The organism is Pseudomonas sp. 8_5_2, assembly GCF_059295255.1.
Genome location: NZ_CM181238.1, coordinates 1,981,017 through 1,995,789, shown reverse-complemented (window position 1 = coordinate 1,995,789; position 14,773 = coordinate 1,981,017). Strand labels below are relative to the sequence as shown.

General features: G+C 64.7%; 10 protein-coding genes. 7 read left to right on the top strand and 3 right to left on the bottom strand.

The window, feature by feature from the left end; genetic code table 11:
* Window positions 1–310: 310 nt before the first annotated feature.
* From AC5O5R_RS09075 to gnd, 3 genes are all read right to left on the bottom strand, one after another.
* Complete coding sequence (locus AC5O5R_RS09075; protein WP_172224768.1) at window positions 311–2,107, bottom strand: glycoside hydrolase family 15 protein; 1,797 nt, start codon at window positions 2,105–2,107, stop codon at window positions 311–313.
* A gap of 143 nt (window positions 2,108–2,250) precedes the next feature.
* Window positions 2,251–3,756 (bottom strand): glucose-6-phosphate dehydrogenase, encoded by a 1,506-nt coding sequence (gene zwf, locus AC5O5R_RS09070; RefSeq protein ID WP_172224771.1) that lies wholly within the window; start codon window positions 3,754–3,756, stop codon window positions 2,251–2,253.
* Window positions 3,753–4,736: a phosphogluconate dehydrogenase (NAD(+)-dependent, decarboxylating) gene (gene gnd, locus AC5O5R_RS09065; protein ID WP_172224774.1), complete on the bottom strand. Its 984-nt coding sequence runs from the start codon at window positions 4,734–4,736 to the stop codon at window positions 3,753–3,755. Before gnd ends, zwf begins: the two co-directional genes overlap by 4 nt.
* A 201-nt stretch (window positions 4,737–4,937) precedes the next feature.
* Here gnd and AC5O5R_RS09060 point away from each other — a divergent pair, with 201 nt between their 5' ends.
* The 7 genes from AC5O5R_RS09060 to AC5O5R_RS09030 all read left to right on the top strand — a co-directional run bounded on the left by AC5O5R_RS09060 (window position 4,938) and on the right by AC5O5R_RS09030 (window position 14,765).
* Complete coding sequence (locus AC5O5R_RS09060; RefSeq protein WP_172224777.1) at window positions 4,938–5,105, top strand: DUF6026 family protein; 168 nt, start codon at window positions 4,938–4,940, stop codon at window positions 5,103–5,105.
* 226 nt (window positions 5,106–5,331) lie between these two features.
* Entirely contained in the window at window positions 5,332–5,790 is a 459-nt protein-coding gene (locus AC5O5R_RS09055) for an SgcJ/EcaC family oxidoreductase (RefSeq protein ID WP_172224797.1), read from the top strand.
* Between the two features lie 492 nt (window positions 5,791–6,282).
* Window positions 6,283–7,842 carry a glycogen synthase GlgA gene (gene glgA, locus AC5O5R_RS09050; protein ID WP_494512360.1) on the top strand — a complete coding sequence of 520 codons (1,560 nt, stop codon included), beginning with the start codon at window positions 6,283–6,285 and terminating at the stop codon, window positions 7,840–7,842.
* Window positions 7,843–7,856: 14 nt separating this feature from the next.
* Window positions 7,857–9,599: a malto-oligosyltrehalose trehalohydrolase gene (treZ, locus tag AC5O5R_RS09045; protein ID WP_172232682.1), complete on the top strand. Its 1,743-nt coding sequence runs from the start codon at window positions 7,857–7,859 to the stop codon at window positions 9,597–9,599.
* Window positions 9,596–11,665: a 4-alpha-glucanotransferase gene (malQ, locus tag AC5O5R_RS09040; protein WP_494512358.1), complete on the top strand. Its 2,070-nt coding sequence runs from the start codon at window positions 9,596–9,598 to the stop codon at window positions 11,663–11,665. Before treZ ends, malQ begins: the two co-directional genes overlap by 4 nt.
* Window positions 11,662–14,436, top strand: coding sequence for a malto-oligosyltrehalose synthase (locus AC5O5R_RS09035; protein ID WP_172229441.1), 2,775 nt, complete (start codon window positions 11,662–11,664; stop codon window positions 14,434–14,436). The genes malQ and AC5O5R_RS09035 overlap by 4 nt, the downstream gene beginning before the upstream one ends.
* A 14-nt stretch (window positions 14,437–14,450) precedes the next feature.
* Window positions 14,451–14,765, top strand: a complete 315-nt coding sequence (locus AC5O5R_RS09030) for a DUF2934 domain-containing protein (protein WP_172229443.1) — start codon at window positions 14,451–14,453, stop codon at window positions 14,763–14,765.
* The last annotated feature ends 8 nt before the right edge of the window (window positions 14,766–14,773 follow it).

Here is a 14,773-nt window from a genome sequence, read left to right as displayed (position 1 = left end):
CGGGGGCCTAATGCCAATCAGTTAAGGCTAGAGGGGCTGCTGCGCAGCCCATCGCCGCGGTTCGTCGCCACGACAAGCCAGCTCCCACCCAGACCGCATCGAGTTCAAGCCATGCGCCGTACTTGTGGGAGCCTGGCTTGCCAGCGATGGGCCGCAAAGCGGCCCCAATTGCTTAACTGACTGGCATTCCCCGGTGGCCAGGCTTTATCGCGAACACCGGCAAAGCCGTTGCCCCACACCGCGTCGCATTCTTCGCGGGTAAACCCGCTCCCACAGGGATCGCGCACGCATTGAGATTTGAAGAAGGGCACTACCCGCAACTGGCCCGGTCGCGCACCGGGCACTGGGCGCGGTGCAGGTTCAGCGCGGTATTGATGATGCCGATATGGCTGAACGCCTGGGGGAAGTTGCCAAGCATGCGCCGACCGGCCGGGTCGTACTGCTCGGCCAGCAGGCCAAGATCGTTGCACAGACCGGTCAGGCGCTGGTACAGCGCCTGCGCCTCGGCCTGGCGGCCAAGCAGTACATACACGTCAGCCAGCCAGAACGAACACACCAGGAAAGTGCCCTCGCCTGGGGTCAGGCCATCGCTGCAGCTGTCGCTGTCGTAGCGCATCAGCAGGCCGTTTTTCAGCAGCCGTTGTTCGATCTGCTCCAGCGTGCGCAAAAAACGCGGGTCGTCCGCCGGCAGGAAACCGGTCAGGGCAATCTGCAACAGGCTGGCATCCATTTCAGTCGAGCCGTAGGCCTGGACGAAGAATTTGCCGCTCGCATCCAGCCCCTGTGTACACACTTCGTTGCGGATCTCGTCGGCCACCTGGCGGTAATGCCGCCCGCGCTCACGGTCCTCCTCGGTGGTGTCGGCCAGCCCGGCGGCGCGGTCGAAGGCGACCCAGGCCATGACCTTGGAATGCACGAACTGCTGGCGACCGCCGCGCACCTCCCAGATACCCTCGTCGGGCTTGCGCCAGATGCTTTCCACATACGGCAGGATCAGCCGCGCAATCGCGGCACTGCGTGGCAGCCGGGGCAAGCCGCCCTTGATCGCCTGGGTCATGGCGTCGGCCAGTTCGCCATAGATGTCCAGTTGCATCTGCCCGGACGCGGCATTGCCCACGCGCACCGGCTGTGAATGTTCGTACCCGGCCAGCCATGGCAGGGTGTACTCCTGCAAATCACGCTCGCCAGCCAGGCCGTACATGATCTGCATCTGTTCGGGGTTGCCAGCCACCGAACGCAGCAGCCATTCACGCCAGGCCTGGGCTTCGTCGAAATAGCCAAGGTTCATGAACGCCAGCAGGGTCATGGTAGCGTCGCGCAGCCAGCAAAAGCGGTAGTCCCAGTTGCGCTCGCCACCCACACGCTCGGGCAGCGAGGTGGTGACGGCGGCGACGATGCCGCCGGTGGGGGCATAGGTCATGGCCTTGAGAGTGAGCAGCGAGCGGCGCACCAGCGCGGTATAAGGCCCTACCTCCGGGCAGCGAGCGGCAAAGGCCTGCCATTGGTCGATGGTTTGCGCCAGGGCTTGATCGCTGTCGCAGTCGGGCTGCACCGGCAGGTGCGAGGGCTGGTGGCGCAGGCTGAAGACTTGCCGCTCGCCAGCACCCACGCGAAAGCGCGCGCCAGTGTGATGGTCGCGAGGCTGGGGCGGGACGGTGCTGCACAGGATCAACCGGTCAGGGCCGGCGACGGCGCTGAGGCTCAGTGGCTCCAACCGTTCCACCCACGGCACGCTGCGCCCGTAGTCGAAGCGCATCACCAGGTCCATTTCAAAGTTGGTTTCACCCGAGAGGCCCTCGACGATGCGCACCACCGAATTGGCTTCGCCCAACGGCATGAAGTCGAGCACCCGCGCGCGGCCGGTGGCAGTGACCCAGGTGGTTTCCAGTACCAGGGTGTCGTCCAGGTATTGCCGGCTGCTGTGTTCGACCGGGTCGCAGGGGGCCAGGCGCCAGCGGCCGTTTTCTTCGTTGCCCAGCAGGGCGGCGAATACTGCAGGTGCGTCGAAGCGTGGCAGGCACAGCCAGTCGAGCGAGCCATCGCGGCTGACCAGGGCGGCGCTGCGGCAGTTGCCCAGCAGTGCGTAATCTTCGATATGGGCGGGCATTGGGTCTCCTTTCATTGGTTGCCTGTCCCGGCCTCTTCGCGGGTAAACCCGCTCCCACAGGATCACTACTGGATCTGAAAATGCGCAGTACCCGTGGGAGCGGGTTTACCCGCGAAGAGGCCAGCACAGGCACTGCAAAACGCTCATCCCAACCGATGCCATTCGCGCTTGTCCCGCGTCAGCAGCTCATGGCCAGCCTCGGGCCCATCTTGACCGGCCGGATATTCATGCACCTCGCCATCCTTGGCCCAGGCATCAAGAAACGGCTGCACCGCACGCCAGCCGTTCTCGATGTTGTCGGCGCGCTGGAACAGGGTCTGGTCCCCGGTCAGGCAGTCGTAGATCAGTGTTTCGTAGCCAGTCGCCGGGGTCATTTTGAAGAAGTCCTTGTAGGCGAAGCCCAGCTCGACATTCTCCATTACCAGCTCTGGCCCAGGGCGCTTGGCCTGCAAGTCGAACCACATGCCTTCATTGGGCTGGATCTGGATTTTCAGGTAGTTGGGCTTGGGCCGTTCCAGCTCCGATTCGCGAAACTGCGCATACGGCGCAGGCTTGAAGCAGATGGCGATCTCGGTGTCACGTACGCTCATGCGCTTGCCGGTGCGCAAATAGAACGGCACGCCGGCCCAGCGCCAATTGTCGATCATCACCTTCAGCGCCACATAGGTCTCGGTCTGGCTATCTTCGGCCACGTTGGCTTCCTGGCGATAACCCGGCAACCGCTTGCGGCCCTGTTTGCCCACGGTGTATTGGCCGCGCACCGAATTCTTGAGCGCCATCTTTGCCGACCAGGGGCGAATCGCACCGATCACCTTGGCCTTTTCCCCACGTACCGCATCGGCACCGAACGCCGCCGGCGGTTCCATGGCGACCATCGCCAGCAACTGGAACAGGTGGTTGGGCACCATGTCACGCAGGGCGCCGGTGTTGTCGTAGAACGCCCCCCGGGTTTCGACGCCAACGGTTTCGGCAGCCGTGATCTGCACATGGTCGATGTAGTGGTTGTTCCAGAACGACTCGAACAGGCCGTTGGAGAAACGGCTGACCAGAATGTTCTGCACCGTCTCCTTGCCCAGGTAATGGTCGATGCGGTAGATCTGCCGCTCGCCCATCACCTTCAACAGGCAGGCATTGAGCGCCTCGGCACTGGCCAGGTCGGTGCCGAACGGTTTTTCCACCACGACACGACGAAAGCCGCCGCCGGACTCGTCCAGCAGGCCGGCCTCACCCAGGCGCTGGGCAACTTCCGGGAAGAACCGCGGCGACGTTGCCAGGTAGAAGATGGCATTGCCATGGCTGGTCTTGTCGATGCGCTTGCCGATGGCCTGGTAAGTGGCCGGGTCCAGGAAGTCGCCGGTCTGGTAGTCCAGGCACTTGGCCAGGCGTGACCACAGCTTCTCATCCAGGCACTTGGCTGCCCCCTCGCCCCCCTTGTCGCGCTCGGCCATGAAACTGTGCAGCCGCCCGGCAAAGTCCTCGGCACTGGCCGGGTTGTGGTCGACGCCGACGATGCGCAGGTTGCGGTCCAGCAAGCCGTCGCGGCTGAGGTTGTAAAGCGCCGGCATCAGCAGGCGCTTTACCAGGTCGCCATTGGCGCCAAACAGGAACAGGGTACAAGCGGGTGCAGCCGGTATGGTCTGTTTAGTCATTCGCCTTTCTTCTCGACGTGGCCACCGAAGCCCAGGCGCATGGCCGAGAGAATCTTGTCACCATAGGTGCCCTGCTGCTGGCGCGAGCGGAACCGCGCGAACAGTGCGCTGGACAGCACCGGCACAGGCACCGCCTGCTCGACGGCAGCGTCGATGGTCCAGCGGCCTTCGCCACTGTCGGACACCGAGCCACTGAACTGCGACAGCTGCGGGTCGGCCGCCAAGGCATCGGCGGTAAGGTCGAGCAGCCACGAAGTGACCACGCTGCCGCGCCGCCATACTTCGGCAATTTCGCCCACATTCAGGTCGAAGCGCTGGTCTTCCGGCAACTCGTTGCCGCCTTTGCTGCGCAACAGGTCGAAGCCTTCGGCGTAGGCCTGCATCAGGCCGTACTCGATGCCGTTGTGCACCATTTTTACGTAATGCCCGGCGCCCGGTGGGCCGGCGTGGATATAGCCATGTTCGGCACGCTGGTGTTCGCCACTGAGGCCATGGGTGCGTGGAATATCACCCACGCCCGGCGCCAGCGCCTTGAACAGCGGTTCCAGGCGCTCGAATACGTCCTTTTCGCCGCCGATCATCATGCAGTAGCCACGGTCCAGGCCCCAGACACCGCCAGACGTGCCCACGTCCAGGTAATGCAGGCCGCGCTTGGCCAGTTCGCTGGCGCGGCGCATGTCGTCCTTGTAGAAGGTGTTGCCGCCGTCGATGATCGCGTCGCCCGGTTCGAGCAGATCGGCCAACTGGGCGATGGTCTGTTCGGTGGGCTCACCCGCCGGCAGCATGACCCACACGGCGCGGGGTGCCTTGAGCTTTTGTACCAGCGCACCGAGGTCGTGCGCGCCCTGCGCGCCTTCGCCCTCCAGCCCGGTGATGGCCTCGCGGTTGCGGTCATGCACCACGGTGCGGTGGCCGGCGCGCATCAGGCGCCTTGCGATATTGCCGCCCATGCGGCCCAGCCCGATGATTCCCAGTTGCATGAGCCCATGCTCCCCTATTAAATGGATGACGACAGTTAAGCTTTTCAGGTTAGTCCAGCATGCCGCCCGAGGGTTCAGCGACGAATGGCGAGACCACGATAAACAAAAAAGTTCCCAAGACCTGTGAAAGAATTCAGAATGCGCCCCGCGTGAAGCGTCTACGCTTTGATTTGTCACCAGCCAAAACCGCGAGGTGTGCTCATGGGTACTCTGATGCCTGCAACCCCAACCCAGACCCTCTATGTCTCCGTGCGCCGTGATGAGCTGCGTAAGCTGAAGGACGAACGTGACCAGCTGCGTCAGCAGGTCGCCCAGTTGAACCTGATGCTGGCGCAACAGCGCGATGGCGATAAAGCTGTCAGCCTCTGAGCTGTACCTTTCTTCAGTGGGGGCTGTATGGCCTCCACCTTGCCTCCCCCCTTTGTAGCGTTTTCAGGTCCGGCTGCCTGCCGTGATCGGTACATGCAACCAAGCGCTTCGTACTTGTCCTACCCCTGTGCGGGCACGGTCTGATAACGTCCATTGCTCACTCCAGCCAGAATCGGCATCGGGCAGGCTGACTTCGCGGCCTGCAGCGCTATTCGGAGCTGACTGCATGAAACGTATCCCCCTTGGCGTTTCCCTGGCCTTGATTGTCCTTGCGAATCCGGCATTCGCCGCCAGTCAACTGGAGTGTCGCAAGCTCGACGAACGCCAGGTCGTGGCGCTGTTCCAGGAGTGGAACAGCCGCCTGCAAACGGGACAGGCCGAAAAAGTGGCCGATTTATACACGGACCAAGCACTCCTGTTGCCTACCTTGTCAGGTACAGCCCGAAAAGATCGAGCCGCCCACATCGATTACTTCAATCGATTCCTGCGCGACCGCCCTGCAGGCACACTGCATGAAACGCATGTTTACGGGGGCTGTGACCAGGCATCGCTGGCTGGCTTGTATACCTTCACCTTCGCTGCCACCGGCCAGCAACAGGTAGCGCGCTTTACATTCAACTACCGGTATGTCGATGGCCAATGGCTGATAGCTCACCATCACTCCTCGATTCAGCCCGCGAATTAGTCCCGAACCCTGGTGCCTTCACACCGTCGAATGCACCAGATCAGCGCACCAGCAGCCCCTGATCGGGGCGTCGCCCTCCCCCGCTCGAACCGCCGCCGGGCCTGGTTAACATCCGGTTACGCTCGCCAACGTTTGCGTCTATTGCGCACCATAACAATAGTGACCAGTGGGTCACCTTTTTAGCTCTTTCTCTCCTACACTCGGTTTTCGGCCCGCGATTTGCTCAATGGAAGAGTGACGAAAATAAGTCGAACTTTAAGGAAAGGCGGCGGGTCAGCAATTAAGTAGGCCAAACCCATGGGACATTCCCAGGCTCGGCCCACCACCCCAATGAATCCCATCGCTTTCGGCCGGAGTGCCGATCGCGTTGTGTTTGCGCGCACGACCCAGGGGCATGGAACGCAATACGCAGTATTCAGAACCAGAGAGAACCAACACGAGATATCGCCACGGGTGCCAGCACCCGGCCAAGCATAGGGACGGAGAAGAAGTATGATCAGTGCCGCTGTCGAGCCTCACGTAGACACCTTTACCTCGGACAACCGCGAACCAGTCACCCCGGATTTCGCTACGACAGGCATGGCACCCGGCGCTCAGCGCCAGCACAACCCCAACAAGCGCAAAGTGCTGTTCGTAACCTCGGAATTCGCCGACCTGGTAAAAACCGGCGGCCTGGGCGATGTCTCCGCCGCCCTGCCTCGTGCCATGGCCCACTTGCATGATGTGCGCGTACTGATCCCCGGTTACCCGCAAGTGATGGAAAGCGACAACCCCATCCATATCGTCGGGGCGCTGGGCGGGCACGCGGCGCTGCCGCCGTGCAAGATCGGGCGCATGGATCTGCCCGACGGCCTGGTCATCTATGTGCTGATCTGCCCAGAGCTGTACCAGCGGCCGGGTACCCCGTATGCCGCCGACAACGGCCGCGACTGGCCGGACAACCACATCCGTTTCGCCCGCCTTGGCCTGGCAGCTGCCGAGATTGCCGCTGGCGAGGGCATGATCCACTGGAAGCCTGAACTGGTCCACGCCCACGACTGGCCCGCAGGGCTGGCGCCCGCCTACATGCACTGGCGCGGGCTGAGCACGCCGACCCTGTTCACCATTCACAACCTGGCCTACCAGGGTGTGTACAGCCGTGGCTGCAGCCCGGAGCTGGCCATCCCGGACCACGCCATGCAGCAGGAAGGCATGGAGTTCTACGGCAAGCTGTCGTTCCTCAAGGCCGGCCTGGCCTACTCCAGCCACATCACCACGGTAAGCGCTACCTACGCGCAGGAAATCACCACCCCCGAATTCGGCTGCGGCCTGGATGGCTTCCTCTCCAGCAAGGCGCAGCAAGGTTTGCTCGGCGGCATCCCCAACGGCATTGACGAGAGCTGGGACGCGGCCACCGACAAGCACCTGCAGCACAACTTCAGCATGAACGACTGGGCAGGCAAGGCACGCAACACCCAGGAAGTGCGCGAGCTGTTCGATCTCGAACCCTCCGAGGGCCCGCTGTTTGCCGTGGTCTCGCGCTTGGTCTACCAGAAAGGCCTGGACCTGACCTTGGGTGTGGCCGACTACATTGTCGAGCAAGGCGGGCAGATTGCGATCATTGGCCGTGGCGAGCCAGAGGAAGAGCAGGCCATGCGCGAGCTCGCGCTGCGCCACCCCGGCCGCATCGGCGTGCGCATCGGTTTCAACGAAACCGACGCCCGGCGCATGTTCGCCGGTAGCGACTTCCTGTTGATGCCGTCGCGCTACGAGCCCTGTGGCCTCAGCCAGATGTATGCGCAGCGCTTCGGCTCACTGCCGGTGGCGCGCAACACCGGCGGGCTGGCCGACACCATCGAAAACGGCGTCACCGGCTTCCTGTTCGACGAATCCACCGTGGAAAGCTACCGCGAAGCCCTCAGCCGTGCCTTTTATATCTACCAGAAGAAGGACCTGCTCAATGCCATGCGTTGCCTGTCGATGACCCAGCCGTTCAACTGGTGCCAAGCCGTGGAACCCTACGCACGGTTGTACGAGGACCTGGTCAAGCAGGCCCACCTGGCGCATTACTGAGAAAGGGGCCGAAGATGCACAGGCATGGCGCACACTTGCTGGACGCCACGTCGGCGCGCTTCGCCCTCTGGGCACCCGATGCGCGCAGCGTGAGCGTAATACTGGAGCAGCAGCCGGCCATTGCGCTGCTGCCCGATGAGGATGGCTGGTACACCGGGATCGGCCCGGCCAGGCCCGGTAGCAACTACCACTTCCTCGTCGACGGAAAACTGCAGGTAGCCGACCCCGCGTCGCGCTACCAACCCGAAGGCGTGCATGGGCCTAGCCAGGTAGTGGACATTGCCAGCTACGCCTGGCAACACAGCTGGCAAGGCCGGCCTTGGCACGAGGCCGTGATTCAGGAACTGCACGTCGGTGTGCTGGGCGGTTACGAAGGCGTGGCCAGCCATTTGCCACGCCTTGCCGCCACAGGTATCACCGCGATCGAGCTGATGCCGGTCGGTCAGTTTCCCGGGGACCGCAACTGGGGCTACGACGGTGTGCTGCCCTTTGCCGCGCAGCATAGCTACGGCAGCCCGCAACAGTTGTGCAGCCTGATCGACCAGGCCCATGGCCATGGCCTGATGGTCATGCTCGATGTGGTGTACAACCACTTCGGCCCGGACGGCAACTTCCTGCACCAGTACGCCAGCCCGTTCTTCCGTGAAGACCGGCAGACGCCCTGGGGCGCGGCCATCGATTTCCGCCGCCCGCAAGTACGCGAGTACTTCATCCAGAACGCCCTGATGTGGCTGTGCGACTACCGCTTCGACGGTTTGCGCCTGGACGCGGTGCACGCCATTGACCAGCCCGATTTTCTCATCGAACTGGCGCAACGTGTGCGGGCGGCGGTCGAACCCGGCCGCCAGGTGTGGCTGGTGCTGGAAAACGAACACAACCAGGCGTTCCTGCTGGAACAAGGCTTTGACGCGCAATGGAACGATGACGGCCACAACGCGCTGCACGTACTGCTGACCGGCGAAACCGAAGGCTATTACGAAGACTACAGGGACAAGCCGATCGACAAGCTGGCCCGCTGCCTGGGCGAAGGGTTCGTGTTCCAGGGCGACATCAATCGCAACGGGCAACCCCGGGGCGAGCCGAGCGGGCACCTGTCGCCCAGTGCTTTTGTGCTGTTCCTGCAAAACCATGACCAGATCGGCAACCGTGCGCTGGGTGAGCGCCTTACCCGGCTGTGCCCGCCAGCGGCATTGCGGGCAGCCACCGGCTTGCTGCTGCTGAGCCCGATGATTCCGCTGCTGTTCATGGCCGACGATGACGGCAGCCGCGCGCCGTTCCTGTTCTTCACCGATTTCCACGACGAGCTGGCCGATGCGGTGCGCGAAGGCCGCCGCGGCGAATTCGCCCATTTCGCAGCATTCGCCGACCCCGAACAGCGCCAGCGCATACCTGACCCGAACGCCCGGTCAACCTTCGACACCTCGCGCCCAGATGGCCACGATGTGCTCGCTGGCTGGCACGGCCTGTACCAACAACTGCTGGCGGTACGGCGCACACAGCTGGTGCCTCGCCTCCCGGGCACCCGAGCCTTGGGCGCTGAGGTGCTGGGCGACAAGGCACTCAGCGCCAGCTGGCGGCTGGGGGATGGCAGCACGCTGCGCATCGACCTCAACCTTGCCGCCCAGGCCCAGCCATTGCCGCAGCCTGCTGCCGGCATGCGCCTGTTCGACAGCAGCAACAACGCCCACCCCGACACCCACCTTTCCCCTTACAGCTGCGTGGTCACCCTGCTGCCCGCCGGCCAGGAGGCGCCATGAGCGAACCCTTGCTACACCAGCTGGCCCAGCGAGCCGGGCTGGCGCGCGACTGGATCGACGCCAACAACCGCCCGCAGCAGGTCAGTGACGAAGTGCTGCGCCAGGTACTGGAAGCGCTCGGCCACCCCGCCGCAGACGATGCCCAACTGCGTGACAGCCTGGCCAATATCGCGCACAGCGATGACGCCGAGCATGTGCCGCCGCTGCTGACGGCGGATGCAGGCAAGCCGCTGGCGCTGCGGCGCTACTTCGCAGCCGGCAGCCCGGTGCAGTGCCGCCTCGAGGACGGTACCGAACTGCAATTGCGCCTCGATGCCGAAAGCCGGTTACCGGGCCAACTGCCGGTGGGTTACCACCAGCTGCAAGTCGAAGGCCATGCATTCACGCTGGCCGTTGCGCCCGCGGGCTGCGTGTCCCTGCACGACCGGGTCAACGAACCGCCCGCACGTTGCTGGGGGCTCTCGGCGCAGTTGTACAGCCTGCGCCGCCCCGGCGATGGCGGTTTCGGCGACTGCATGGCCCTGGAGCAGCTGGCACGCAGCGCCGCCGAACGCGGGGCCGATGCATTGGCCATCAGCCCGATCCACGCGCTTTCGGCATTCGATCAGCAACACTACAGCCCGTACTCGCCGTCGAGCCGGTTGCTGCTCAACACCCTGTACGCCAGCCCCGCTGCGATCCTCGGCGAGCGCGCCATGCGCCTGGCCGTGCAGGCCTGCGGGCTGGAGCAGACGCTGGAACGGCTCGAGCAGGAACCACTGGTGGACTGGCCTCGGGCAGCCGAAGCGCGCCACGGGCTGTTGCAGGCGTTGTACAAGGACTTCAGCCAGGGCGAACACCCGCAGCGCAGCGACTTCGACAGTTTTCGCGAGGCAGCTGGCGAAGCGCTGGAACACCATTGCCGTTTCGAAGTGCTGCAGGCCGAAGCCGTCGACCGGGGCCTGGGTGCCGACTGGCGCAACTGGCCAGAGGCCTGGCGAGACCCCTACCATGCCGAAGTGCAGAGCTTTGCCGCCAGCTACCCGGCCCGCATCGAGTTCCACGCATTCTGCCAGTGGCTGACCGAACGCAGCCTGCAACGCGCCCAGGAAGCGGCGCGCGGCAACGGCATGGCGATCGGCTTGATCGCCGATCTGGCAGTGGGTGCCGACGGTGCCGGCAGCCAGGCGTGGAGCCGCCAGGATGAGTTGCTGGCCAAGCTGACGGTGGGTGCGCCGCCCGACATCCTCAACCGCTCCGGCCAGGCCTGGGGCATCTGCGGGTTTTCGCCGGAAGGCCTCAAACGCAACGGCTACCGCGCCTTCATCGAGATGCTGCGGGCCAACCTGGCACACGCTGGCGGCCTGCGCATCGACCACGTGATGGGCCTGCGTCGGTTGTGGGTGATCCCCCCTGGGGCCAAGCCCAGCGACGGCGCCTACCTGAACTACCCACTGGACGACCTGCTGCGCCTGCTGGCGCTGGAATCGGTGCGCCATGAAGCCATCATCCTGGGCGAAGACCTGGGTACCGTGCCCGAAGGGCTGCGGGAGGCTCTGGCGGAAAAGAACGTGCTGGGCATGCGCGTACTGCCATTCGAGCAAGCGTCGCCTGGCAACTTCACCCCGATTCTGGACTGGCCGGACAACGCGCTGGCCACCACCGGCACCCACGACCTGGCCCCGCTGGGCGGCTGGCTGCAGAACCGCGATATCGACTGGAGCCAGCGGTTGCAGCTGATCGACGCTGCCACCGAACTGCACTGGCGCCATGATCGGCAGAAAGAACACGCCGGCCTGCGCCGCACGCTGGAATCCAACTATGGCCCGCTTGAGGACAACGACGCCGTGATCGACGCCGCCATACGCTATGTTGGCCACACCCGCGCCCCGCTGGTGCTGGTCCCCCTCGAAGACCTGCTGGGCTGCGACGAGCAGCCCAACCTGCCGGGCACCACCAGCGGCCACCCCAACTGGCGCCGACGCTTCGCCCGGCCGGCGCGTGAACTGTTGGACGACGAAGACGCCGCACGGCGCCTGGAACTGCTGGCACAGGCCCGCGAGCAGGCGTGGGAGCGTGACCGATGAAGCCGCTGACCGCCACCGTGCGGCTACAGTTTCACAGCGACTTCACACTCGATCACGCCGTACCGCTGGTGCCGTACTTCGCCCAACTGGGCATCAGCCATGTTTACGCATCGCCCATTCTCAAGGCCCGCGCCGGCTCACGCCATGGCTACGACGTGGTCGACCCTACCCGGGTCAACCCGGAACTGGGCGGTGAAGCAGCACTCGAACGGCTGGTGGCCGCCCTGCGCCAGCACGGCATGGGGCTGATCCTCGACACCGTGTCCAACCACATGGCCGTGGGCGGCGCCGACAACCCTTGGTGGCAGAGCCTGCTGGCCTGGGGCAGGCGCAGCCCCTATGCCGAGTTCTTCGACATCCAGTGGCACTCCAGCGACCCGTTGCTGGCCGGTCAGTTGCTGCTGCCATTCCTGGGCAGCGACTACGGCCTGGCGCTGAAGAATGGCGAGCTGCCGCTGCAGTTCGACAAGCACCAGGGGCTGCTGCAGGTCGCCCATTACGAGCACCGCTTCCCGATCTGCCCGATCGACTATGGCTGGATTCTGGCCCTTAGCCCGGACCCTGCGCTGCAGGCCCTGGCCGAGCACTTCACCGCGCTGGAGGCGTCGGCCACGCCGCTGGCCGATGCACTCCCGCTGCAAGCCGAACTGGCGCGCCTGGTGCACGAAGGCGCCGATCTGGAATCGGCCCTGGTGGCCTTCGACAGCCGCAGCGAAAACGGCTTCAAGCGCCTGCACCTGCTGCTGGAGCGCCAGACCTACCGCCTGGCCAGCTGGCGCACGGCCGCCGACGACATCAACTGGCGGCGCTTTTTCGACATCAACGAGCTGGGCGGCCTGCGCGTCGAACGTGCCGTGGTGTTCGAAGCCACCCACGCCAAGCTGTTCGAGCTGATCGAACGCGGCCTGGTGGATGGCCTGCGTATCGACCATATCGACGGTCTGGCCGACCCGCGTGGCTACTGCCGCAAACTGCGCCGCCGGGTCGAGAGCCTGCTGGCGCGGCGCCCGCTTAACGCGGCCCTGGAGCACTTCCCGATCTACGTGGAAAAAATCCTCGGCGCCAACGAACACCTGCATCGCGACTGGCTTACCGACGGCACCACCGGCTACGAGTTCATGAACCAGGTGTCGCTGCTGCAACACGACCCCGCAGGCGAAGCGCCGTTGACTGAGCTGTGGGCCAACGTGACAGAGCGCCCCGATTTCCCCGAGGAGGTACGCCTGGCGCGGCACCTGGTGCTCAACGCCAGCCTGGCCGGCGACTGCGAGTCGGTGGCCCAGGCGCTGTTGCAGGTGGCACGCAACGACCTCATGACCCGCGACCTGACCCTGGGTGCGATCCGCCGGGCGCTGCAGGCGCTGGTGGCGCATTACCCGGTGTACCGCACCTACTTCAATGCCTGCGGCCGCCCTGCCCAGGACGAAGCGTTCTTCCAGCAGGCACTGGCCAACGCCCGGCACGACCTCAGCGAAGCCGACTGGCCGTTGCTCGAACAGCTTGAGCAATGGCTGGGTGGGCACGCCTGGCGCCAGCTGCCCCCTGGCCGAGCGCGCAAGCAGTTGCGCCACGCCTGCGTGCGCTTCCAGCAACTGACCGCACCCAGCGCCGCCAAGGCCGTGGAAGACACCGCCTTCTACCGCAGTGCCCGGCTGCTGTCGCGCAACGACGTGGGCTTTGAGGCCGAGCGTTTCAGTGCGCCACTGGAGGCCTTTCACAACGAGGCCCAGCGGCGCCTGCGCGATTTCCCCGACAACCTGCTGGCCACCGCCACCCATGACCACAAGCGCGGCGAGGATACCCGCGCACGCCTGGCCGTACTGAGCGAACGCGGCCCCTGGTTGGCCAGCCGCGTCGAGCACTGGCGCGAGCTTGCCGAGCCACTGCGTGCGCAGCTGGACGATGGCCTGGCGCCAAGCCCCGGCGACGAGTTGATGCTGTTGCAGACCCTGCTGGGCAGCTGGCCCTTGCAGCTTGATCCGCACGACGACCAGGCGCTGCATGCCTACGCCGAGCGGGTCCGCCAGTGGCAACAGAAGGCCCTGCGCGAAGCCAAGCTGCGCAGCAGCTGGAGCGCCCCGAACGAGGCCTATGAAGCGTGCTGTGCCAACTACCTGAACGGCTTGCTGCTCGACCCGCAGAACCTGCAACTGCGCAAGTCCGTGGCGGATGCAGCGCAGTTGCTGGCCTGCCCGGGGGCACTCAATAGCCTGGTGCAGGTTTTGATGCGCATGACCGTGCCCGGCGTGCCAGACCTCTACCAGGGCAACGAGTACTGGGACTTCAGCCTGGTAGACCCGGACAACCGCCGCGCGGTGGACTACGCTGCCAGGCGCAGCACCCTGGCTGACGCCACGCCGCTCGGCGAGCTGTTGGCGCACTGGCACGACGGCCGTATCAAGCAAGCCCTGATTGCCCGCGTGCTGGACTGCCGCCAGTCGCATGCCGAGCTGTTCCGCCGTGGTGCCTACCTGCCGCTGACCGTGCACGGCCGGCATGCCGACAAGGTGGTGGCGTTTGCCCGCCTGGGCGAAGGCGAGCGGGCAGTCATCATCGCGCCACGCCTGGCCAGTACCCTGCTGGGTGCTTCACCCACCCCGCTGATCCCGGCACAGAACTGGGAGGATACCCGGGTAAGTCTGCCGTTTGCCCTGTCCCCTGCCACTTCGACTGGACTTTTCGGCGCGGCGGTGGTCAGCCCTGTTAGAGAGTTGCTGTTAAGCGCCGTGCTGTCGGACTTTCCAGTCAACCTGTTGATTGAACATGTTTAGCATTCAGGAGCGTCGTGATGAGTGTCGATGAAAAACGTGTACGCGAGTTCGCCTACCAGATCTGGGAATCAGAGGGGAAACCGGAGGGCCAGGAAGACCGCCATTGGGACATGGCCCGCAAGCTTGCCGAAGCCGAAGCACTGGCGCCTGAAGGCAAGGGCAAATCGGCAGCCAAAGCCAAGGTAGCGGCCAAGCCGAAGGCCGCGGCGTCTGCCAAGCCCGCGGCTGCGCCCAAGCCACCTGCCGAGCCCAAGGTGGCTGCACTGCCGGGGGTAAAACCGGCAGCAGCGAAAAAACCGCGGGCGGCCAAAAAACCCACTGCGGGATGAGCCGTTAC

What these genes read in the sequence shown, in the direction of transcription:
- AC5O5R_RS09075 (WP_172224768.1), bottom strand. Translation starts at nt 2,107, where the DNA reads ATGCCCGCCCATATCGAAGATTACGCACTGCTGGGCAACTGCCGCAGC.
- zwf (WP_172224771.1), bottom strand. Translation starts at nt 3,756, where the DNA reads ATGACTAAACAGACCATACCGGCTGCACCCGCTTGTACCCTGTTCCTG.
- gnd (WP_172224774.1), bottom strand. Translation starts at nt 4,736, where the DNA reads ATGCAACTGGGAATCATCGGGCTGGGCCGCATGGGCGGCAATATCGCA.
- AC5O5R_RS09060 (WP_172224777.1), top strand. Translation starts at nt 4,938, where the DNA reads ATGGGTACTCTGATGCCTGCAACCCCAACCCAGACCCTCTATGTCTCC.
- AC5O5R_RS09055 (WP_172224797.1), top strand. Translation starts at nt 5,332, where the DNA reads ATGAAACGTATCCCCCTTGGCGTTTCCCTGGCCTTGATTGTCCTTGCG.
- glgA (WP_494512360.1), top strand. Translation starts at nt 6,283, where the DNA reads ATGATCAGTGCCGCTGTCGAGCCTCACGTAGACACCTTTACCTCGGAC.
- treZ (WP_172232682.1), top strand. Translation starts at nt 7,857, where the DNA reads ATGCACAGGCATGGCGCACACTTGCTGGACGCCACGTCGGCGCGCTTC.
- malQ (WP_494512358.1), top strand. Translation starts at nt 9,596, where the DNA reads ATGAGCGAACCCTTGCTACACCAGCTGGCCCAGCGAGCCGGGCTGGCG.
- AC5O5R_RS09035 (WP_172229441.1), top strand. Translation starts at nt 11,662, where the DNA reads ATGAAGCCGCTGACCGCCACCGTGCGGCTACAGTTTCACAGCGACTTC.